We start from the raw sequence: 19,429 nt of genomic DNA on the forward strand, positions 1-19,429 counted from the left end.
GAGGGCTTCCTCGCGCTCCGCGACGAACGGCTCGCCGTGCACCGCCTGTCCGACGGCCTCGGCCGGCCGCTCGTGATGCTCCACGACGCCGGAGGCTCCAACGCTGACCTTGAGCTGCCTCCAAATCGCCCCGTCATCGCGCTCGACCTCCCCGGCCACGGCCTGTCGTCAGAGGGCTGGACCGGCCCCATCGACTGGCCCGAGACCGTCCGCGCCGCGCTCGACGCCTTGAACCTCCCAGACGCCGAGATCACCGGCACCGGCGCCGCCTCCGTCCTCGCCTCGGCCCTGACCGGCATCCCAGCCCAACCGGGCCGCACGCTTGGCCTGCCCGATCCGGTCCCATCACTGGCCCCGGAGTGGGACGGCACCCACCTTCTCCGCGCCTTCCGCATCGCCGCTTGGGAGCGCCTCTTCGACCCCTGGCATCGCCGCGACCCGGCTCACCGCGTCGACCGACCCGCCGACCTCGCCGCGACCCATGCCCGCGCGGTCAGCCTGCTCCTCGCCCACCGAAGATGGAGCGATCTGGAAGCGTGGGCCGCTTCCCGATTCTAGGCCGCGAAGTCCGGGTCTGCCGTCCGCTCCGCCGCCGCGACGGCCTCGGTCCTGTCGCCGCCGAAGTTCCGATACTTGCCCATCAACAAGAGCAGCGCCGCCCCGGCCACCAGCCCGACGGCCGAGTACAGCAGGATGGTCTCATAGCTGCCCGTCCGGTCGAAGTACTGGCCGAAGATGACCGGCCCGATCCCTGCACCCAGCGCGAAGAAGCCGTAGAGCGCCCCATAGATGCCGCCATAACTCTTCAGCCCGAAGTAGCGCGCCACCATGAAGGCCATCAGGTCGTACTCGACCCCCGCGGCGAAGCCGATCAGCACGATCGACAGCCCCGCGATGACCGGATCGGTCGTCCCTTGCGCCAGCAGCCAGCACGCCACCGCCGGCGCGCTGAGCAGCACGAAGGCCACCCCCGGCGCCCAGAACCGGTCGATGAGCCAGCCGCCCAGCAGGCGCCCGCCGATCACCGACAATCCGATCAGCGACGCCAGCGTCACGATGTCCCCGGCCTCGAAGCCGTTGGAGCGCAGGATGTTCTCGATGTTCGGGATCGGCCCACCGACCGCGAAGCTGATCGGCACGAAGGCCACTGCCAGGATCCAGAAGCGCCAGTCCCGCAGGGCCTCGCCGAAGCTCTTCCCAGGCGTCACGGCCTTGCGTTCCGCATCCGCCACCCGCCGCTCGGCCGCCGTCACGGTCCTGCCGCCCACGTCGTGGAAGAAGATGAAGGCGATCGGAAGCGCGATCAGCAGCGGCAGGGCCGCCACGCCCAGATAGGCCACGCGCCAGCCGAACTCCTCGACCAGCCAGGCCGTGTAGGGCTTGCAGGCGAAGCCGAACAGTCCGGTCCCCACCAGCGACAGCCCCAGCGCCAGCCCCTTGTGCACCTCGAACCGGTTGTTCACCGCCCGCGTCCACGTTACCGGCAGGGTCCCCGCCCCCACCAGCGCCATGATCCCCCAGGTGACATAGAAGAGCGTGATATTCCCGTTGCTCGCCGCGAAGCCCGCAAATGCCAGGCCGAACAGCAGGAGCGACCACAGCGCCACCGTCCGCACACCGATCCGGTCCGCCAGCAACCCCACCAGAGGGCTCGCCAGCAGCACCGCGAAGGTCATGATCGGCAGACCGCCCAGGATCTCGGCGAAGCCCCAGCCGAACTCGCGCGCCAGTTCCGGGGCCAGGATTCCGATCGTGTAGAACGGCAGGGGTGACAGGCCGAGCCCGATGCCCAGCATGGCCGACAGCACCACGGGCCATCCCAGCTTGAACTCGCCGTATCCGCCCTTGGCCGCCCCGTGCGCTTGCATCCGCCGTCCCGATCAGTTGGTATAAACTTATACCATTTGCCGACGGATTCCCGACCGATGCAAGAGCCGATCGCCCCCTTCGCTTCGGATGCCGCCCCGCCCCATGTGGCAAAGGACGAGACGCCGCTCTTCCTCTTCGTCTGCAAGGACGGCCCGAATGGCCCCGCCCGCCGGGTCGAGCACCTCGAAGGCCACCTCGCTCACGTCGAGGCCAACTGGCGGCGCTACGTCGTCGCCGGGCCGATGCGCCGCCCCGGCGAGACTGCCCTGATGGGCTCCTACTTTCTCGTCCGCGCCGCCGACGCCGACGAGGCCTGGGGCGTGATGAGGGGCGACCCCTACATCACCTCGGACCTCTACGCCTCCATCGAGCTGACCGAGATCACGCCGTCGATCGGCCTGTGGGTGGGCGGCAAGATCTGGGCCGACGCCGCCTCCATCGCCCACCGCGCCACCGGCGGCTGAGCCCGACGGCCCTGTCAACCCAAACTGATTGCCGGTCCCCATCAGGGTGCCTGGCCTCGCGGGCATGAACAAATCCACAAACCCGTTCCGGTACTTTGGTAGCTCGCCGGAGATGATCCGGACGGTGGCGATGATGTCCGTGAAGTACCCGCTGTCGCTCCGGAACGTCGAGGACCTCCTCGCCGAGTGAGGCATCGACATCCGCCACGAGACCGTGCGGCTCTGGTGGAACCGCTTCGGCCCGATGTTCGCCGCCGAGATCCGCAGGAAGCGGGTCCAAAAGATGCGAGCCTTAACCCATTGGCGGTGGCACCTCGACGAGGTCTACGTGAAGATCAACGGCGAGATGCACTACCTCTGGCGCGCCGTCGATCACGAGGGCGAGGTGCTGGAATCCTTGGCCAGCAAGACCAGGGACAAGGCCGCCGCCCTCACCTTTATGAAGAAGCTGATGAAGCGCCATGGCCGCGCCAGGGTGATCACGACCGACGGCCTGCGCTCTTACAGGGCCGCGATGACGGACCTCGGCAACGCCTCTAACTAGGAGGTCGGCTGGTGGACGAACAACAGGGTCGAGAACTCCCACCTGCCCTTCCGACGACGAGAACAGGCCATGCTCCGCTTCCGGCAGATGAAGACGCTGCAGAAGTTCGGCTCAGTCCACGCCGCCTTCCACAACCACTTCAATCAGGACCGCCACCTCATCGGCAGAGACTTACAAGGCCCAACGCTCAGCCGCCCTGGCTGAGTGGCAGATGCTCGCCGCGTAGGGCTCGCGTCCCCTGCCCTACCCTTGCCGAGCAGAGACAAGTTCGCGTTAGACTGACAGCAGCGCCATCGCCAGTTTTTCTCCCGAGACAGCCGCAATCCAGGCGCTCTCATCCTCCCATCGAGGTGTCGGGGCCAGGTTGCCGGGGACTGACTTCACCGATCCATGCACGAGAGCCTGGCTGACCGTTTCTTTACGGGTCTGTGATCATGTGCGGAAATGCTGGACCTAGCCGAAGAGACCAAGCCGGTGGACACGCCCACTCCTCCCGTCCGGGTGATGGTTGTGGACGACTCCGCCATCGTACGAGGCCTGATCGTCCAGATGGTGGAACGGCATCCCGGCCTGGCGGTCGTTGCCCGCGCGGCGAACGGCGAGGCGGCTCTGGCCGAGATGGACCGGACGCCGGTCGATGTCATCGTGCTGGATCTGGAGATGCCCGTCATGGACGGCATGACGGCGCTGCCGCTCATGCTGGCCAAGCGGCCCGGTCTGCGCATCATCGTGGCGTCGACCCTGAGCCAGAGAAATGCCCGGATCAGCCTGGAGGCCCTGCAAAAGGGAGCCTCTGACTATGTGCCGAAACCGGAGACCGGCAGTCTGGTCAATGCGGCCGAGTTCGAACGCGAGCTGACGTCCAAGATCATGGCGCTGGGTCGTCGTCCTGCGGTCGGAGCTACAGCGCGGTCGAACCCACCGATCCCGCTGGCCCCTCGACGGGGCAATCCCGTGCGGCCGGGCGTTATCGCCATCGGGGGATCGACGGGCGCGCCGCCGGTTCTGCTCAAGGTCATCGCGGGCCTGAAGGACGCCGTCACCCAACCGATCCTCATTACCCAGCACATGCCCGCGACCTTCACCGCCCTGCTGGCCGAGCAGATCGAGCGCGCGGGCGGGCGGCCCTGCGCCGAGGGCAAGGACGGCGAGCCCATCCTGCCCGGCCGAACCTACGTCGCGCCGGGGGGATTTCACATGACGGTGGGCCGCAGCGGCGCCACCCCGGTCATCCGCCTGAATCAGGAGCCGCCCGAGCACTATTGCCGGCCGGCGGTAGACCCGATGCTGCGCTCGGCCGCCGAGGTTTACGGAAACCGGCTGGCAGCCGTCATCCTGACCGGCATGGGCCATGATGGCGCGGAGGGGTGCCGCATCGCCGCGACCTCTGGCGGACGCTTCGCCGTGCAGGACGAGGCGACCAGCGCGGTCTGGGGCATGCCCGGTGCCGCAGCGAAGACCGGACTGGCCGAGGCCGTCCTGCCCGCCGACAGCATCGCCGACTGGATCAAGGAGATCGCCAAGTGAGCCTGGGCGCGCCCGACGACATCGAGGCGTTCCGCCGCCTGGTGCTGGAGCGCTCGGGACTGATCCTGAGCGCGGACAAGGACTATCTGCTGAAGACCCGCCTGGAGCCGATCGCGCGTGCGGAGAACTTCGCCGACGTGGCCTCCATGCTTCGCCAAGTGCGGCTGACGCCGGCCTCGCGCCTGGCCCAGCGATGCATCGACGGCATGGCGACGCACGAGAGCTTCTTCTTCCGAGACATCACGCCCTTCGACCAGTTGCGCGACGTCATCCTGCCCGAGCTGTGGAAGGCGCGGGCGGCGACGAAGACCCTGCGGATCTGGAGCGCGGCCTGCTCCAGCGGTCAGGAGCCCTATTCGCTCGCCATGCTGCTGCGCGAGCAGTACGCCAAGTTCGGCGACTGGAAGATCGATATCCTGGCGACCGACTTCTCCCAGCCGATCCTGGAGCGGGCACGCACTGCCCTCTATAGCGATTTCGAAGTGCGCCGGGGCCTGAGCGAGGAGCGTCAGGCGCGCTGGCTGGTCAAGGAAGGCCCTGCCTTCCGCATCGCGCCCGAGATCCGCGCGATGATCCAGTTCCGGCATCACAACCTGCTGGACGGCATGACGGGCCTTGGTCCGTTCGACCTGATCTTTTGCCGCAACGTCCTGATCTATTTCGATCCGGCGACCAAGGCGAAGACGCTGGAAGGCATCGCCAACATCCTCGCCCCCGACGGCGCCCTGATCCTGGGCAGCGCCGAGACGGTGGTGGGGCTGGCCGGCTCGTTCGAACCTCAACAGGGTCTACGCGGTGTGTTCCGTGGGAAGGCCACGACCCAGCGCGCCGTGGCCTGATCTCCTGGACTTGAGGTCACCCGAGAAGGGCGGTCCGGGTTTGTCGATCTATCCGCTCCAGAACGTGAGCCGAGCCAGATGCAGAAACGGCCGTCGGCACGACGCGATAAGCATCGTCAAGGTCAGCGGGGTCTGTCGGTACGGAAGGGATCGTCCACGATCCGCTGAAAGACCGCCAGAATTTCGGCTCGGCTGGCACGCTCCAAGACACCCTCAGTGATCTGGCGCGGCGTCCAAAGCCATGACCGCGCCGGATCATCACGCATCGCCCATCCGGGGAAGAGACGCGATGCAGCAGGCTGGGAAACGAGTTTGCGGATACTGTGGTGCCTATCGTCGCGGTCGATCCGCAGATAGGCGGCCTTTACTTTATCGATCGGGCCTTCCAGCAGCTGCAAATAGATGTCGGCCCGGCAGATCAACGCTCCGGTGATATCGTCTTGCGCGTTCCGACGCCGAGAGTCGGCGAGGATGGCGTTCAGGGTCGGCTCGTCATAGCCGGACGGATGCGACGCGTAGATCACCTGATAAAGGGACATGATACCTCAAGTTCACCTTGAGCGGCGATCTGCACTCTAGGGTAAGCCCAGGATTCGGATCAAGGGCGTCCCCTAACGCGCCAGAACGCGGGGCAGAGGTCCTGCATGACCCGGCTGTTCTCAAGGATGGAGACCCTGTCGAGCTGATGCTGGCAGTCGAGACTGCGCTCTCTATCGATTGAAGCGGCCGGGGTGGCCCGGCCGCTTCTAGTCTCGCTCCGATTGGTCCTGGGTCAGGTGTTGGCGAGCTTGTCCATTTCCAGCGTCAGGCTTTCGGCCTGCTGGGCCAGTTCGGCCGAGGCGTTCAGCAGGTCGTTGGACGCCTGGCTGGTCTGGACCGCCGCGTCCGAGACGTTGGCGATGCTGGTCGAGACCAGCTGGGTGCCCTCCGACACCTGGGCCACGTTGGCGGCGATCTCGCGGGTCGCGGCGGTCTGTTCCTCCACGGCTCCGGCGATGGCCGAGGCGATTTCGGCGACCTTGCGGATGGTGTCGGTGATGCCGGCGATGGCCCCGACCGAGGTCTGGGTCGCCGCCTGCATGGCGTTGACTTGGGACGAGATCTCGTGGGTCGCGCGCGCGGTCTGGTCCGACAGGCTCTTCACCTCGGACGCCACGACCGCGAAGCCCTTGCCCGCCTCGCCCGCGCGCGCCGCCTCGATGGTGGCGTTGAGCGCGAGCAGCTTGGTCTGGCCAGCGATGTCGTTGATCAGGGTCACGACATTGCCGATCTTCTGGGCGGCTTCGGCCAGGGTCTGGATGGCTTCCGAGGTCTTGTCGGCCTCGACCACGGCGTGCTGGGAGATGTTGGAGCTCTCGGCCACCTGACGCGCGATCTCGCTGATCGACGCCGTCAGTTCCTCGCCCGCCGACGACACCGTCTGGACGTTGACGGAGGTCACCTCGGCCGCCGAGGCCACCGATCCGGCCTGGCGGGTCGTCTCCTCCGCCGTGCGGGCCATGCCTTCGGCGGTGGCGCGCATCTCCGACGCCGCCGAGGCGACGATGGAGGAAATCTGCGTCACGCGCTCGGCGATGCCCTTCTGCTCGGAGATGTCGACGGCGTACTTCACGACCTTGTAGGGCTTGCCGTTCAGGTCGAGGATCGGGTTGTAGCTGGCCTGAATCCAGATGTGCCTGCCGCTGGAGGACACCCGGCGATACTGGCCCGCGTCGTATTCGCCCCGGCCCAGCTTCTCCCAGAACATGCGATACTCGATGCTTTGGGCCTCGGACGGTTCGAGGAACATGGAGTGGTGGCGGCCCACCACCTGGTCGGCGCGATAGCCGGTGACCGCCAGGAAGTTCTCGTTGGCGTGCAGGATGTTGCCCGCCATGTCGAACTCGATCACCGCCTGGGCCTTGTTGATGGCGGCGATCTGGCCCTCGAAGTTGGCCGTGGCCAGTCTCTGGGCGGTGATGTCGACGGCATATTTCACGACCTTGAAGGGCCGACCAGCCTTGTCGAGGATCGGATTGTAGCTCGCCTGGATCCAGAGTTCGCGGCCGCCCGAGGCGATGCGCTTGTACTGACCGGCGTCGAACTCACCCCGGTTCAGCTTGGCCCACAGGTCACGATACTCCTGGCTGGCGGCATAGACGGGCTCGACGAACATCGAGTGGTGTCGGCCGCGAATCTGGTCAATCGAGTAGCCCAGTGTCGACAGGAAGTTGGCATTGGCCTCGCGGATCGTGCCGTCCATGTCGAACTCGATCACGGCCTGGGCCTTGTCGATGGCCGCCAGCATGCCCTCGTTCAGTCGCTCGCGGGTGACGTTGTCCCACTCCAGCACGTTGCCGACGTATTCGCCCTTGTCGTCGATGACCGAGGTGATCTTCAGCGAGAAGCGCAGGTCGCCGACGGTGATCTCAGCGAAGTGCGGCTCCTTTCTCGGCTGGGCCATCATGCCCCGCTGATGCGCCGGGTTCTTGTGGAACTCGTCGATCGAGGTGCCGATCATCTGGTCGAAGTTCACGCGCGGGAACTGCGCCTTGAACAGGTCGGCATGCTCCTTCATCAGGCGCTCGGTCGCCGGATTGAGATAGGTGATCTCATAGTCCCGGTTGATGGTCATGAGCGCGACCGAGGCCGCGTCCATGGCGGACCGACTGAAGGTGGCGGAGTCGAACTCCGGCACCAGGTCGAAGGCTTCGCCGATCTGTTCGGCCAGGGCGCTCTTGGGCATGTCAGTCTTCCTTCAGGCGTGTGCGGGGGCGGATCAGGCCGCCATCTGTTGAGGGGGAGAGAGGGTCAGGAACCGTTCGACGTTGAGGACCAGCATCAGTTCGCCCTCCAGCCGGTACAGGCCGTCGCAGACCGCGCGCCATTCCGGCGTCAGGGTGATGGGAACAGGCTCCTGCTCAGCGGAGGCCAGCCACAGGACATCGCCGACGTCGTCGACCTGGAGCGCGTAGAGCTCACCCGAACGTTCGACGATGACGCTCATGTGCGGCGCACCCTCCTCGCGGGCGGGCATACCGAGGCGTCTGCGGATGTCGATGGCGGTGACGATGCGGCCGCGCAGGTTCAGCGATCCCGCGACCTCGGGCGGGGCCAGCGGGACCACGTCGATGCGGACCGGCGCGATCACGTCCTGGACCGACAGCACCGGTACGCCGAAGGTCTCGCCAGCGACCTTGATGGAGACCAGGCCCTGGATGGCGGCGTCGGTCATCAGGCGGCCCCCTTCATCGGTTCGAGCGTCTCGGAGACGGCGGACAGGATCTCTTCGCCCTCATGGCTCTTGGCGAAGTCGGACAGGCCCGTCGGCGTGTCCAGGCGGTGCGCGCCTAGCCCCAGCAGCGGCGTGGCGTGCCAGCCGGTGGCGCGACCGAAGGCCTGGGCCATCTGACGGGCATGCGGGCTGGCGGGCGAGGTGTCGGCCAGGATCAGATCATAGACCGCGCCGTCATCGTGAAGCGCCAGCGCCTTTTGCGGATCGGCGGCGACTTCGACCGTGTAGCCAGCCTGGGCCAGCAGCGGCCCAAGAAGGAGCTGGGTGAACGGGCTCTGATCGACCACCAGCAGGCGCTTGGTCGGGGCGACGGGCTGTGTCGCCTGAGCAAGCGGTGAGGCGGACGGAGCGGCCGCGGGTTCGCTGGTGGAAGCCGTCGCGTGGCCGCCCATGCCAACCTTGCGCCAATAGGTTTCGACGTCGATCAGCTCGGTGGCGCGGCCGGCGACGACGATGCTGGCGGCGCCACCCGCGGTCGTCTGCTCCAGCTGGGGGTTCAGCGGCCCCTCGACGATGTCGACGATCTCGTCGACCAGCAGGCCGAGGCTCTGTTCGCCGCGCGAGAAGACCAGCAGCGGCCGGCGCGCCTCGCCCTCGACCGTCACCGGCTGGCCGTCGGCGCAGATGATGGGCATCAGCGTGCCGCGATACTGCACGACCGAACGGCCATCGACCCATTCGACCGACTTCGGCTCCAGTTCCTCGATGCGCGCGACCTGACCGAGCGGCGCGGCCTTCAGCGCCTCGCTGCCGGCGCGGAACACCAGCAGGGGCTGGGTCTGTTCGATGGCAGCGGCGATCTCGGCCTCCACCGCGTCCGACCCGCCCAGCAGGTGGGACGCGCCCGCTTCCATCGACATGCCCTTGAAGTCGAGGATCATGATAACCGAGCCGTCGCCCAGGATGGTGGCACCGGAGTAGAGCTTCAGGTGGCGCAGGATCGACGCTACCGGCTTGACCACGATCTCCTCGGTGTCGAACACCCGGTCCACGATCACGCCGAAGGTGAAGGAGCCGACCTTGGCCACGACGATGCAGGCGTCCGCGCGCGGCGTCTCAGGATCGGTCAGGCCCAGCATGGTCTGAAGCGACACGAGCGGCAGGAGCCGGTCGCGCAAGCGCAGGACCGAGGCCCCGTTGATGTGCTCGATCCGGCGACCTTCGGAGCCGTTGGCGCTGACCAGTTCGACGATCGAGGCCTGGGGCATGGCGAACCGCTCGCCGCAGCTCTCCACGATCAGGGCCGAAACAATGGACAGCGTGAGCGGAATGCGGATGACGAAGCGCGTCCCCTGCCCCTCGACCGAGGTCAGCTCGATGACCCCGCCGATCTTCTCGATGTTGGTACGGACCACGTCCATGCCGACGCCGCGACCGGACACCGAGGTCACCGTCTCGGCGGTCGAAAAGCCCGGCAGGAAGATCAGCTGACGCGCTTCGGTGTCCGACATAGCGGCGGCCTGGGCGGCGGAAACCAGGCCGTTGGCGATGGCTTTGGCGCGGATACGGTCGGCGGGCAGACCCCGTCCGTCGTCGGCCATCTCGACCACGATGGCCCCGCCCTCGTGCCGGGCCGACAGGCTGATCCGGCCCGTCGCGGACTTGCCGGCCGCCAGACGATCGGTGGGCGTTTCCAGCCCGTGATCGGCGGCATTCCTGATCATGTGCGTCAGCGGATCCTTGATCAGCTCCAGCACCTGACGATCCAGCTCGGTATCGGCCCCCGAGGTGGTCAACTCGATCGACTTGCCCAGCTCCGACGCCAGGTCGCGCACCAGCCTCGGCAACTTGGCCCAGGCCCCGGAGATCGGCTGCATCCGGGTGGTCATCACCCCTTCCTGCAGCTCTGACGTGACCTGGTTCAGCCGGTGCAGCGGCCCGGCGAAGGGGCTTTCCGGCGCGCTCCTGAGCGTCTGGATCAGCTGGTTGCGGATCAGCACCAGCTCCGAAACCATGGTCATCAGGTTTTCGAGCACGTCGACGCTGACGCGGATGGTCTGATTGGCTGTTTCGGCCTCCGCTGCAGGTCTCGACGCGGCGCTCGCGGCCTGGGGCTCAGCCGATGCGATCGGGGCGACGGGCTCCGGAGCAGCCTCGGGAGGGGTCTCAGCCGCAGCGATTTCAGCGGTGGCCGGCAGAATGGCCGCGATGGCGGAGGGCTCCGCCTCGAGCGCGATCAGAGCCTTTCGCACAGCCTCGGTGAAGCGTTCCCGCTGGGCCTCCGACAGACCGGGCAGCCGGTGAGTCAGCGCCGTCCCGAAACTGCCTTTGGCGGTGTCTCGCGCTTCGGCGACCAGGCCGTCACGCAGGTCCGCCTGCAAGCCGTCGATATCGACACCGGCGAACTGCGGCCCGATCTCGGGATCGCCGACCATCTCGCCGATGGCGCATTCGCATCCCGCGTCCAGCGTCGCCTCGCCACCGAGACGCTCGAGCAGAGGGCGACTTGGTGCCGCCGCCTGCGCTGTCGCCAACGGTTCGGATTCGCCTGCGAAGATGCGATCCAGCCGTCCGATCAGGACCGCGTCGTCACCCTGCGGCTCGACCCCATGCGTCGCGATGCCATCGATCACCAGACGGACCACGTCGACAGCCTGGAGAATGGCCGACACGGCGTCGCCGCTCACGCTCAGAGTGCCGTCTCGAAAGGCACCCAGCACGTTCTCGGCCGCATGAGCCACGGTCTGCAGGCGCGACAGCCCCAGAAAACCGCTGGTACCCTTTATGGTATGGATCAACCGGAAGATGTCGCCCAGTAACGCCGGGTCATCCGGACACTGTTCGAATGTCACAAGTTTGCAATCGAGAGCCTCGATGCCCTCGCGTGCCTCGGCGACAAAGTCTTGAATTACATCGTCCACGGCCACGTCCTGCCGGTACGGGGCGGTCTTGCGTCCCAAATGCCGGTGATTCCAGCATTTCGTGGATTGGTTAACCCAGTCTGAAAACGTTACACCTGTTACATAGGTAGTTCTGCGTATGCGCGGAGCAGAGCATTCTTAATCCAGCGTTAGCGATCGACGCTCCAAACATGGGTGCGACAATGAGCGCAGACCCATGCGCTCGGCCTACAGGTGTTGGAATGCCCGTCGACAAGACAATGAATGTTCTGGTTGTGGACGACTACAAGTCCATGATCCGCATCGTGCGCGGTCTGCTGAACCAGCTTGGCTTCTTCAACGTCGACGAGGCCCTAGATGGCCCCACCGCCCTGACCCTTATCCGCAGCAAGACCTACGGCCTGGTCCTGTCGGATTGGAACATGCAGCCGATGACGGGACTGGAACTGCTCAAGGAAGTCCGGGCCGACGAGCGGACCAAGGCCCTGCCTTTCGTCATGGTGACCGCCGAAGCCAAGGCCGAGAACGTCGTCGCTGCCCGTCAGGCCGGGGTCAACAACTACGTCATCAAGCCCTTCACCCTGGCTGTGCTCAAACAGAAGCTGACCGCGGTCCTGGGCGAGATCTGACCCCATGGACCGCGCCGCCGCCCTGGCCGAGATCGAGGCTCTCAAGACCGGTCTCGACGAGACTTGCGACCGGCTGATGACCCAGGCGGAAGCGGGGATGGCGCTGGCGTCGCAACCCACGCCCGACGCCAGTCGGCTATCCGCGGTCTTCGCGGAGATCATGTCCCTGTGCAGCTTTCAGGACCTGGCGGGCCAGCGTCTCAGCCGGCTGGCGGACGCCATATCTGGGGCCGGAGCCGACGCCCGGCCCGACGCCCACCTCCTGAACGGCCCGGCCAACAGGGGCGGTCTGGACCAGTCGGCGGCGGACGCCCTGTTCGACGCCAGTGACGGCGAAAAGACGATCCGGTGACCCTGCCGTCCACCCGTCTGGGCCTGAAGGGCGTCGAGCCCCTGATTGTCGACGACAACAACCAGTCGCTCGAAGTCGTTGGCGCAATCCTGATGGGCTTCGGCATCAACAAGACGACGCGGTGCAACTCCGTCGCCGAGGCCCGGGCGCTGCTGGACCAGAGGGTCTTCGACGTCGTGATCGTCGACTGCGAGATGCCCGACGAGGACGGTTTCGACCTGGTCCGCCACATCCGGAGCAATCCGAACGCCAGCAACTTCACTGTGCCCATCCTGATGATGAGCGCGACGACGCCGCAGTCGAAGGTGGAGCTGGCGCGGGACTGCGGCGCCAACTTCACGATCGCCAAGCCCGTGTCTCCAACGGTGCTGCTGGAGCGGCTGCTGTGGATGGCCCAGTGCAACCGCATGTTCATCTCCGATCCGGGCTACACTGGTCCGGACCGTCGCTTTCATACCGTGCCCCTGCCGGACGGCCTGTCGGAGCGGCGAAACGCCGACCTTGAACTGACCGCCAAACCTGAGCGCGCCTTGTCCCAGGACGAGATCGACGGACTGTTCGCATGAGCCCGCGCGCGCCCTCCGTCGCCTTCGTGCCCAGAAACCGGTTATCGAAGATCCTGTCGTCCCTGAACCGCAAGGCGTTCGCCGAACATGTCGAAGCCGCCGAGCGGGAGGTCGAGCGCATCGCGCCGGTCCTCGGCGCCAGCATCGAGGGGGACGTCCAGGCGCTGATCCGTCTTTGCCGCCAGGATGAAGCCGACATCTTCGCCCAGAGTCGGGAGATCGGCTGGCTGGCGCTGAAGATCGTCGAGAGCGCGCGGCTGGCACGGCGTCACGAGCTGGCGGATGCCGCCGAAGGGGTCTGGGAAATGATCGACGCCCTCTCTGCGCGGGGTGTCTGGCACACCGAGGCACTGAGAGTTCACGTCGAGGCGCTGCTGGCCCTGACCTCGGAAGCCGGCATCGATCCGGCCCAGAGGCAGGTCATCTCGCGCGAGCTTCTGCGCATGCGCGCCGCCGTCGGGGCCAAGGACAGTTAGGCTGAAAGCGGTTTCATGAGGTCAGCAGGGCTGTATGCCCTGTCTAGACATCGCGCCTGATCGATAACGTGTCGCACAATCAGTCTGGTACCCAATACTGTTCCAGATGCGACTCGGAGTCCAGGTTGTTTAGCGAGAGCTCTCCGTTCTTTAATTTTTAGGACGCACCCGACTGTCTGGTACGCAAAATTGCGTAGAACTTTATCTTGCCGTGCGCTAGCCTCCGTCCAACCTCACAGGTAAGGCGAGGTCAGATTCCCGACTCAGACCAAAGCATTCGAACAAGAAAATTCAGGGGTCTGGAGCCTTTTGGGAGGAGGGCCGGCGATGGAAGCTTCCTTCGCAAAGAGTATTCTCGTCGATGCGCCAATGGCGGTGGTCGCCATCGACGGAGAGGGCACGATCCGCACCGCCAACGCCACCGCGGAATCCTTCTTCGGGGGACGTCTGACCGGCGAGACAAACCGCAGCATTGCCGATCTCATCGATGGCCTGCGTCTGACCGGGGATGCGTCTGCCGACGACGTCGCGGCCTTCAATGTGCGCAGCCGCAGCGGGGGCGAGGGCGTCCATATGCAGGCGCGCCGCCTTGACGGAACCACAGTGCCAGTCGACATCCAGGCCGCCCGCTTTTCGGCCGTCGGTGAGAACTTCGTCACCCTGTTCATCCAGGACGTGACCGCCGTCATGGAGGCCGAGCAGGCGGTTCAGGAGCTCCGTCTCCAGATCACCCAGAACTGGCGGCTCAACTCCCTTGGCGAGATGGCCTCGATGCTCGCGCACGAACTGAACCAGCCGCTCTCGGCGATCGCCAACCATCTTCATGCGGCAGAGGGCCTTCTCAACCGCGCACCGTCAGACCCCGGAGCCGCCCGGCGCTCGATCGCATCCGCCCAGGCCCAGGCCCAGCGCGCCGGCGACACCATCCGTCGGCTTCGCGCCCTGATGTCTCGCGATACCGGCTATCACAAGTCCGAACAGCTTGCGGAGGTGATCGGCGAAATCATGCCGATCCTGAATATCAGCGCCCGCGAAATGGATGCGGAGGTCATGCTGGACATCCATCCCGATCACAGGACCGACTGTGATCGCGTCCAGCTGCAACAGCTGATCTTCAACCTGGTGCGCAATGCCATCGAGGCGCCCGCCAACGATCGGCGGCGTGAGGTCATGATCAGCGGTCAATGTCTGGGTCACGGGGCCTACCGGATCCGCGTCGAAGACAATGGTCCGGGGTTCGCGCCGCATATTCGTGAGCACCTGTTCGACCCGCTCGCCAGCACCAAGCCCGATGGCATGGGTCTGGGTCTTTCCATCTGCCGCACCATCGTCGAGGCGCATGGCGGCACGATCGTGCCGGTAGACAGTCGTCTGGGGGGAGCGGCGTTCGCGTTCAGCCTCAACGAAGCTCAGGCGAAGGCCGCGTGAGCGCGAGCCATGTCATCGTCGTCGATGACGATCCGGGCGTTCTGGACTCGCTCGTGTCGATGCTGACGGTCGGGGGTCACCGGGTGACGGGCTTTGCCTCCGCCATGGCGTTTCTGGCTGAGGCCCGCGACCTGAAGGCATCCTGTCTGATCACGGACATCAGACTGCCCAAGATCGACGGCCTGACCCTGATCCAGCGTCTGGGTGAAGTCGGTTTTGAGCACGTTCCTGTCATTGTCATCAGCGGCCACGCCGATGTACCGATCGCCGTAACGGCCATGCAGCTGGGGGCTCTGACCGTCCTGGAGAAGCCGTTTCCGCCGGCGCGTCTGCTCGAAGCGGTCAGCGCCGCCCTCGCGGTGCCGAGGGATGAACCGAAATCGCCCGAAGTCGCTGCCATCATGCGTCGCTATGAAACGCTGACCGAGCGGGAACGCGAAGTCATGAGCCACCTGGTCCAGGGATCCAGTAGCAAGGTCGCCGCCAAGTCTCTGGGGCTGAGCCCCCGGACCGTCGACGTCTTCCGCGCGAAGATCCTCCAGAAAATGCAGGTGCCCAACCTGGCGGCCTTGGCTACCCGCCTGTCCCTAGCGGGCCTGCTGCGGGGCTAGCGGCGACATCGCTCTGGCGAACCCATGGCTTGCTCACGGGGTGCTGCGGAGGATCGCCAGGAGGCGATGGTCCGGCAGCGCAGAGACACGGGCCCCCGTCCTTGGCCGGAACCCGGTCGTCGCCTGGTCCGGAGGCTGGATCGATGTCGGCGGTGAGAGGACCGGGTTGCCTCTTCAGGGCGGCCAGGGGCGCATCGTGGTCCAGCGCGCCTTACCCGCGCAGCCCCCAGCAAACTTGGCCCGGCCAGTCTCCGTAAGGGTCAGACTGCACCAGGGGGGAGGCCTTCAATGGCGTGAGCGCGGATGAACTCGTCTGCGGCGGCTTCGATGTGGACCCTTAGCCTATGGGGCTCGATCGGCGGCAGGCCGAAGGAGGCGCGCAGATGCGCCTCGCCCTTTACCCCGCCAAGGTAGCGCCAGGCGGCACCGTCCGGGTCCCGGACATTCAACCGGCCACGCGCCGTCTCGGCCCGTAACCAGTCTGCGAAGCGGTTTTTTAGCGTCAGGACCGCCGTCTCGTAGAACAGCTCGGCCATCCGCGGGGCCCGCGCAGTCTCTGCGACCAGGACGCGGTTCATCTGCATGGCCTTCTCACCGGTGACGAGGTCGAGGAAGCGCGTGGCTAGCACGATCAACGTGTCCCGCACCGACTGGCTCGGGTCCGGCGAGAAGCTGTCGAGCGACACCGCCCGCTCGCATTCCTGTCTCAGAACGGCGGCGAACAGGGCGTCCTTGTCGGCATAGCGAGCATAGATCGTCGCCTTGGATACCCCTGCCTTTTGGGCAACGGCGTCCAGGCTGACGGCTTCATAGCCGTGCTCCATGAACAGGTCGCCCGCGGCCAGCAGGATGGCTTCGTCCTTGGCGGTGTCACGCGGTCGGCCGCGGCGGGGAAGCTCACCATCAGACATAGCAGACCGGTCAGTACACGAAATGCTTCGGAAGCGCCACAGACCTCATTGCGGCGCTCCATACGCTCTCAGGAACACATCTACCGCCGCCTCGACGCGCGGCTCGACCGACGCGAGCAGGGGTGCGGGTTCCACGCCGAGAGACAGCTGAAAGCTGCTGTATCCCTGAAGCAGGCCCAGAAAGTGATCCACCGCCACGTCCACGTCTTCGACCACCAGTTCTCCGCGCGCGGCGGCTTTGCTCAACAGGGCGGTCAGGTTCGCATGGGTCTTGCCCGGACCCGCGTCATAGAAGGCGCGGGCCAGGTCGGGAGTTCTGCGGAGCTCGCCCGCCAGTGCGGTGTAGAAGTCGATCGCCGGTCCCGAGAACAGATAGGTCATCAGCCCCAGGCCGAAGGTCCGGAGCGCATCCCGCACCGGCAGGTCAGGCGCAGGCCCGTCCGCGCCCTGCATGGTCTCAAGGCGCGCCATCTCCTTGCGGATGGCGGCCCGGAACAAGTCGTGCTTGTCCGCGAAGTGACGATAGGCCGTGACCTTGGACACGCCGGCGGCGGCGGCGATCATCTCCATGCTGACTGCCTGGACACCATGCTCAAGGAACAGGGCCCAGCCATGATCCAGCACGGCATCAGCCTTGTCCTGATCGGGCCTGCGACCTTTTGGCTTGGGCGTTTGCACCGTGCTGTCCTTGCCTCACCGCTCACCGCTCAATATGAACGTGAACGTTCACGTTTGTAATGCAGTTCAGCATTGACATACTGAACTGACCAGTATTTTAATCTGCTCAGTATCCCAGCTTACCCCAACGCGCCAGTCCCGGCGCAACCCCAACCACGGATCACAGGATTCCGAGGATGAGATCTGTCGCGCTCAAAATGCTGCTGGGTGACAGCGCCAAGTATCTGGCGCTGGTGTTCGGCGTGGCCTTCGCCACCCTGTTGATGAGCCAGCAGGTCTCGATCTTCATCGGCCTGATGACCCGCACCGCCAACCAGGTGCTGGACGTCCGCGAGGCCGACATCTGGGTCATGGACCCGCGCGTCCGCTACGTCGACGAGGTCGAGCCCCTGCCCGACGCCGCGCTGGGCCGGGTGCGCTCGGTCGAGGGCGTGGAATGGGCCGCGCCCCTGTTCAAGGGCAACGCCATCTTCCGCACCCGCGACGGCCTGATCAATCAGATCAACATCCTGGGCGTCGACGACGAGACCCTGGTCGGTGCCCCGCGCGAGTGGCTGGCGGGCGATCTGGAGGCGCTGCGCCAGCCCAACAGCATCGTCTTCGACCGCGAGGGCGCGACCCTGATCTGGCCCGACGACGATCCCCTGTCCAAGGTCGGGACCGAGGCCGAGATCAACGACCGCCGCGTGGTCGTGACCGGCATCGCCAACACGGCGCCGTCCTTCATTACCTTCCCGCTCGCCTACGCCCGCTATTCGGAGGCGATCCGCTTTACCCCGCCCCAGCGGAACAAGATGTCCTTCGTCCTGGTGCGGGCCCGCGACGGGGTCGATCACAAGGCCCTGGCGGAACGTATCGAAGCGCAGACCGGCTATCAGGCCCTGACCTGGGACAGCTTCGCCTGGCGGTCGGTCCAGTACTATCTGACCCGCACGGGCATTCCGGTGAACTTCGGAATCACGGTGATGCTGGGCTTCATCGTCGGCGCAGCGGTGACGGCCCAGACCTTCTACCTGTTCGTCATCGAGAACCTGCGCCAGTTCGGGGCGCTGAAGGCCATCGGCGCCACCAACGGCCAGATCACCGGCATGGTCCTGTTGCAGGCCGGCGTCGTCGGGCTGATCGGCTATGGGCTCGGCATGGGCGGGGCCGCCGCCTTCTTCACCTTCGTGCGGGGCACCGCGGCGCTGGAAGGCTTCTACCTGCCCTGGCAGGTGCTGGTCGGCACGGGCGTGGTGGTCTTTCTCATCATCCTGATCTCGGTGCTGGGCAGCCTGACCAAGGTCTACCGCGTCGATCCCGCCATCGTGTTCCGGGGCTGATCGTCATGAGCGCCGTCATCGCCCGCGACATCGAAATGGCCTTTGGCTCGAATGGCCTGAAGACCCAGGTCCTGTTCGACATAGACCTGGAGGTCACGTCCGGAGAGCTGACCATGCTGGTCGGCCCGTCGGGCTGCGGCAAGACCACGCTCCTGTCCATCCTGTCGGGCACGCTCAAGCCGACCGGCGGCGACGTGGAGGTGATGGGCAACGTCATCACCCGCATGAAGGATTCCGAGAAGGTCATCCTGCGCCGTCGCCGGATCGGCTTCATCTTCCAGCAGTACAACCTGCTGCCCGCCCTGACGGCGGCCGAGAACGCGGCCATGGCGCTCGTCGCCGACGGCATGCCGCTGAAGACAGCGGCGGAAAAGGCCCGCGTGGTGCTGGAGACGCTCGGCATGGGCCCGCACGCCGACAAGCTGCCGCGCATGCTGTCGGGCGGTCAGCAGCAGCGCGTCGCCATCGCCCGCGCCATCGTCCACGAACCCGATCTGGTCGTCTGCGACGAGCCGACGGCGGCGCTCGACGCCGAGACCGGCCGCCAGGTGATGGAGCTGCTGAAGGAGGCCGCCGCCGGCCCCGGCCGCGCCGTCCTGGTCGTGACGCACGACAACCGCATCTACCGCTACGCCGACCGGATCGTCGCCATGGAAGACGGCCGGATCGTCGGAGACAGCCGCCTTGGAACACTCCCGGAGGGACTCCATGCCCACTAATCTTCGCCAACGCATTTCGCGCCTGGTCCTGCCCGTGCTCGCGGGCGGGTGCCTGATCTTCGCCGTCGCCGCCGTGATCCGGCCCGAGCGCACCCGCGCCGACCCGCCCGCCACGCCGCCCAGCGCCGCCTATGCCTCCGCCGTCGCGGGCGTCGGGACCATCGAGCCCCAGTCCGAACTGATCGCCGTCGCTGCCGAAGTGCCGGGCGTAGTCCGCAGCGTTCTGGTCCAGCCCGGCGACCGCGTGACCCAGGGCCAGCCCCTGTTCCGGCTGGACGCCCGCGCGGCGGAGGCCGCCGTGGCCACCGCTCTGGCGGACGCGGCCTCCGCCGAAGCCGCCGCGCGTCAGGCCGAGGTGACGCTGGCCGACGAGCGCCAGC

Annotated in this window: 21 protein-coding genes and 1 pseudogene; 15 read left to right on the top strand and 7 right to left on the bottom strand. The window is 66.3% G+C overall.

The genetic code is table 11. From position 1 onward, the window contains the following. The coding region (locus tag IP78_RS15475) for a hypothetical protein (protein WP_197272381.1) at nucleotides 1-558 on the top strand (558 nt) is incomplete at its 5' end. Here the strand turns inward: IP78_RS15475 and IP78_RS05380 are convergent. Beyond that, nucleotides 555-1,868: an MFS transporter gene (locus tag IP78_RS05380; protein ID WP_054110681.1), complete on the bottom strand. Its 1,314-nt coding sequence runs from the start codon at nucleotides 1,866-1,868 to the stop codon at nucleotides 555-557. The two genes, IP78_RS15475 and IP78_RS05380, sit on opposite strands and share 4 nt — an antisense overlap. Nucleotides 1,869-1,925: 57 nt before the next feature. On the opposite strand from IP78_RS05380, the gene IP78_RS05385 reads away from it, so the two are divergent. The 5 genes and pseudogenes from IP78_RS05385 (at nucleotide 1,926) to IP78_RS05400 (ending at nucleotide 5,243) form a co-directional block, all read left to right on the top strand. Further along, a complete protein-coding gene (locus tag IP78_RS05385) occupies nucleotides 1,926-2,333 on the top strand; it encodes a YciI family protein (RefSeq protein ID WP_054110682.1) in 408 nt (135 codons plus the stop codon). A 64-nt stretch (nucleotides 2,334-2,397) separates the two neighbouring features. Next, a complete protein-coding gene (locus tag IP78_RS15725) occupies nucleotides 2,398-2,523 on the top strand; it encodes a hypothetical protein (RefSeq protein WP_255350736.1) in 126 nt (41 codons plus the stop codon). 93 nt (nucleotides 2,524-2,616) lie between these two features. Then, nucleotides 2,617-3,081, top strand: a pseudogene (locus IP78_RS15630) (transposase). Between the two features lie 240 nt (nucleotides 3,082-3,321). Further along, on the top strand, nucleotides 3,322-4,404 hold the full coding sequence (locus IP78_RS05395) for a chemotaxis response regulator protein-glutamate methylesterase (protein ID WP_054110683.1): 1,083 nt from the start codon (nucleotides 3,322-3,324) through the stop codon (nucleotides 4,402-4,404). Further along, the gene (locus IP78_RS05400; protein WP_231680930.1) at nucleotides 4,401-5,243 is read left to right on the top strand and encodes a protein-glutamate O-methyltransferase CheR; all 843 of its coding nucleotides are present in this window, start codon (nucleotides 4,401-4,403) and stop codon (nucleotides 5,241-5,243) included. The genes IP78_RS05395 and IP78_RS05400 overlap by 4 nt, the downstream gene beginning before the upstream one ends. Nucleotides 5,244-5,365: 122 nt before the next feature. On the opposite strand, the gene IP78_RS05405 is transcribed toward IP78_RS05400, so the two are convergent. The 4 genes from IP78_RS05405 to IP78_RS05420 form a co-directional block, all read right to left on the bottom strand. Then, nucleotides 5,366-5,782, bottom strand: a complete 417-nt coding sequence (locus IP78_RS05405) for a BLUF domain-containing protein (RefSeq protein WP_054110684.1) — start codon at nucleotides 5,780-5,782, stop codon at nucleotides 5,366-5,368. Between the two features lie 233 nt (nucleotides 5,783-6,015). Continuing rightward, nucleotides 6,016-7,968 carry a PAS domain-containing methyl-accepting chemotaxis protein gene (locus IP78_RS05410; RefSeq protein ID WP_156320297.1) on the bottom strand — a complete coding sequence of 651 codons (1,953 nt, stop codon included), beginning with the start codon at nucleotides 7,966-7,968 and terminating at the stop codon, nucleotides 6,016-6,018. Nucleotides 7,969-8,001: 33 nt separating this feature from the next. Continuing rightward, entirely contained in the window at nucleotides 8,002-8,457 is a 456-nt protein-coding gene (locus tag IP78_RS05415; protein WP_054110685.1) for a chemotaxis protein CheW, read from the bottom strand. Further along, a complete protein-coding gene (locus IP78_RS05420; RefSeq protein ID WP_082384863.1) occupies nucleotides 8,457-11,378 on the bottom strand; it encodes a chemotaxis protein CheW in 2,922 nt (973 codons plus the stop codon). Before IP78_RS05420 ends, IP78_RS05415 begins: the two co-directional genes overlap by 1 nt. 221 nt (nucleotides 11,379-11,599) lie before the next feature. On the opposite strand from IP78_RS05420, the gene IP78_RS05425 reads away from it, so the two are divergent. The 6 genes from IP78_RS05425 (at nucleotide 11,600) to IP78_RS05450 (ending at nucleotide 15,419) form a co-directional block, all read left to right on the top strand. Next, the gene (locus IP78_RS05425; RefSeq protein WP_054110687.1) at nucleotides 11,600-11,986 is read left to right on the top strand and encodes a response regulator; all 387 of its coding nucleotides are present in this window, start codon (nucleotides 11,600-11,602) and stop codon (nucleotides 11,984-11,986) included. A 4-nt stretch (nucleotides 11,987-11,990) separates the two neighbouring features. Beyond that, on the top strand, nucleotides 11,991-12,338 hold the full coding sequence (locus tag IP78_RS05430; protein WP_054110688.1) for a hypothetical protein: 348 nt from the start codon (nucleotides 11,991-11,993) through the stop codon (nucleotides 12,336-12,338). Next, nucleotides 12,335-12,904, top strand: a complete 570-nt coding sequence (locus tag IP78_RS05435; protein WP_054110689.1) for a response regulator — start codon at nucleotides 12,335-12,337, stop codon at nucleotides 12,902-12,904. Before IP78_RS05430 ends, IP78_RS05435 begins: the two co-directional genes overlap by 4 nt. Further along, nucleotides 12,901-13,380 carry a hypothetical protein gene (locus IP78_RS05440; protein WP_054110690.1) on the top strand — a complete coding sequence of 160 codons (480 nt, stop codon included), beginning with the start codon at nucleotides 12,901-12,903 and terminating at the stop codon, nucleotides 13,378-13,380. The genes IP78_RS05435 and IP78_RS05440 overlap by 4 nt, the downstream gene beginning before the upstream one ends. Before the next feature lie 327 nt (nucleotides 13,381-13,707). Further along, nucleotides 13,708-14,808, top strand: coding sequence for a sensor histidine kinase (locus IP78_RS05445; RefSeq protein ID WP_054110691.1), 1,101 nt, complete (start codon nucleotides 13,708-13,710; stop codon nucleotides 14,806-14,808). Beyond that, on the top strand, nucleotides 14,805-15,419 hold the full coding sequence (locus tag IP78_RS05450) for a response regulator transcription factor (protein WP_054110692.1): 615 nt from the start codon (nucleotides 14,805-14,807) through the stop codon (nucleotides 15,417-15,419). Before IP78_RS05445 ends, IP78_RS05450 begins: the two co-directional genes overlap by 4 nt. 260 nt (nucleotides 15,420-15,679) lie before the next feature. Here the strand turns inward: IP78_RS05450 and IP78_RS05455 are convergent, their stop codons facing one another. Beyond that, on the bottom strand, nucleotides 15,680-16,330 hold the full coding sequence (locus IP78_RS05455) for a TetR/AcrR family transcriptional regulator (protein ID WP_054110693.1): 651 nt from the start codon (nucleotides 16,328-16,330) through the stop codon (nucleotides 15,680-15,682). Between the two features lie 45 nt (nucleotides 16,331-16,375). Next, a complete protein-coding gene (locus tag IP78_RS05460; RefSeq protein ID WP_082384860.1) occupies nucleotides 16,376-17,008 on the bottom strand; it encodes a TetR/AcrR family transcriptional regulator in 633 nt (210 codons plus the stop codon). Nucleotides 17,009-17,184: 176 nt separating this feature from the next. Here IP78_RS05460 and IP78_RS05465 point away from each other — a divergent pair, with 176 nt between their 5' ends. The 3 genes from IP78_RS05465 to IP78_RS05475 form a co-directional block, all read left to right on the top strand. Continuing rightward, nucleotides 17,185-18,330: an ABC transporter permease gene (locus IP78_RS05465; protein ID WP_054110695.1), complete on the top strand. Its 1,146-nt coding sequence runs from the start codon at nucleotides 17,185-17,187 to the stop codon at nucleotides 18,328-18,330. A 5-nt stretch (nucleotides 18,331-18,335) separates the two neighbouring features. Continuing rightward, complete coding sequence (locus tag IP78_RS05470; RefSeq protein ID WP_054110696.1) at nucleotides 18,336-19,049, top strand: ABC transporter ATP-binding protein; 714 nt, start codon at nucleotides 18,336-18,338, stop codon at nucleotides 19,047-19,049. Then, the coding region (locus IP78_RS05475) for a biotin/lipoyl-binding protein (protein WP_156320298.1) at nucleotides 19,039-19,429 on the top strand (391 nt) is incomplete at its 3' end. The genes IP78_RS05470 and IP78_RS05475, both read left to right, overlap by 11 nt.

The organism is Brevundimonas sp. AAP58, from assembly GCF_001295975.1.
Taxonomy (GTDB): domain Bacteria; phylum Pseudomonadota; class Alphaproteobacteria; order Caulobacterales; family Caulobacteraceae; genus Brevundimonas.

Excerpts from the sequence above, each read along its gene's own strand:
- IP78_RS05425 (WP_054110687.1), top strand. The coding sequence starts at position 11,600 with ATGCCCGTCGACAAGACAATGAATGTTCTGGTTGTGGACGACTACAAG.
- IP78_RS05430 (WP_054110688.1), top strand. The coding sequence starts at position 11,991 with ATGGACCGCGCCGCCGCCCTGGCCGAGATCGAGGCTCTCAAGACCGGT.
- IP78_RS05410 (WP_156320297.1), bottom strand. The coding sequence starts at position 7,968 with ATGCCCAAGAGCGCCCTGGCCGAACAGATCGGCGAAGCCTTCGACCTG.
- IP78_RS05465 (WP_054110695.1), top strand. The coding sequence starts at position 17,185 with ATGAGATCTGTCGCGCTCAAAATGCTGCTGGGTGACAGCGCCAAGTAT.
- IP78_RS05470 (WP_054110696.1), top strand. The coding sequence starts at position 18,336 with ATGAGCGCCGTCATCGCCCGCGACATCGAAATGGCCTTTGGCTCGAAT.
- IP78_RS05415 (WP_054110685.1), bottom strand. The coding sequence starts at position 8,457 with ATGACCGACGCCGCCATCCAGGGCCTGGTCTCCATCAAGGTCGCTGGC.
- IP78_RS05445 (WP_054110691.1), top strand. The coding sequence starts at position 13,708 with ATGGAAGCTTCCTTCGCAAAGAGTATTCTCGTCGATGCGCCAATGGCG.
- IP78_RS05385 (WP_054110682.1), top strand. The coding sequence starts at position 1,926 with ATGCAAGAGCCGATCGCCCCCTTCGCTTCGGATGCCGCCCCGCCCCAT.
- IP78_RS05440 (WP_054110690.1), top strand. The coding sequence starts at position 12,901 with ATGAGCCCGCGCGCGCCCTCCGTCGCCTTCGTGCCCAGAAACCGGTTA.
- IP78_RS15725 (WP_255350736.1), top strand. The coding sequence starts at position 2,398 with ATGAACAAATCCACAAACCCGTTCCGGTACTTTGGTAGCTCGCCGGAG.
- IP78_RS05405 (WP_054110684.1), bottom strand. The coding sequence starts at position 5,782 with ATGTCCCTTTATCAGGTGATCTACGCGTCGCATCCGTCCGGCTATGAC.
- IP78_RS05380 (WP_054110681.1), bottom strand. The coding sequence starts at position 1,868 with ATGCAAGCGCACGGGGCGGCCAAGGGCGGATACGGCGAGTTCAAGCTG.
- IP78_RS05455 (WP_054110693.1), bottom strand. The coding sequence starts at position 16,330 with ATGTCTGATGGTGAGCTTCCCCGCCGCGGCCGACCGCGTGACACCGCC.
- IP78_RS05395 (WP_054110683.1), top strand. The coding sequence starts at position 3,322 with ATGCTGGACCTAGCCGAAGAGACCAAGCCGGTGGACACGCCCACTCCT.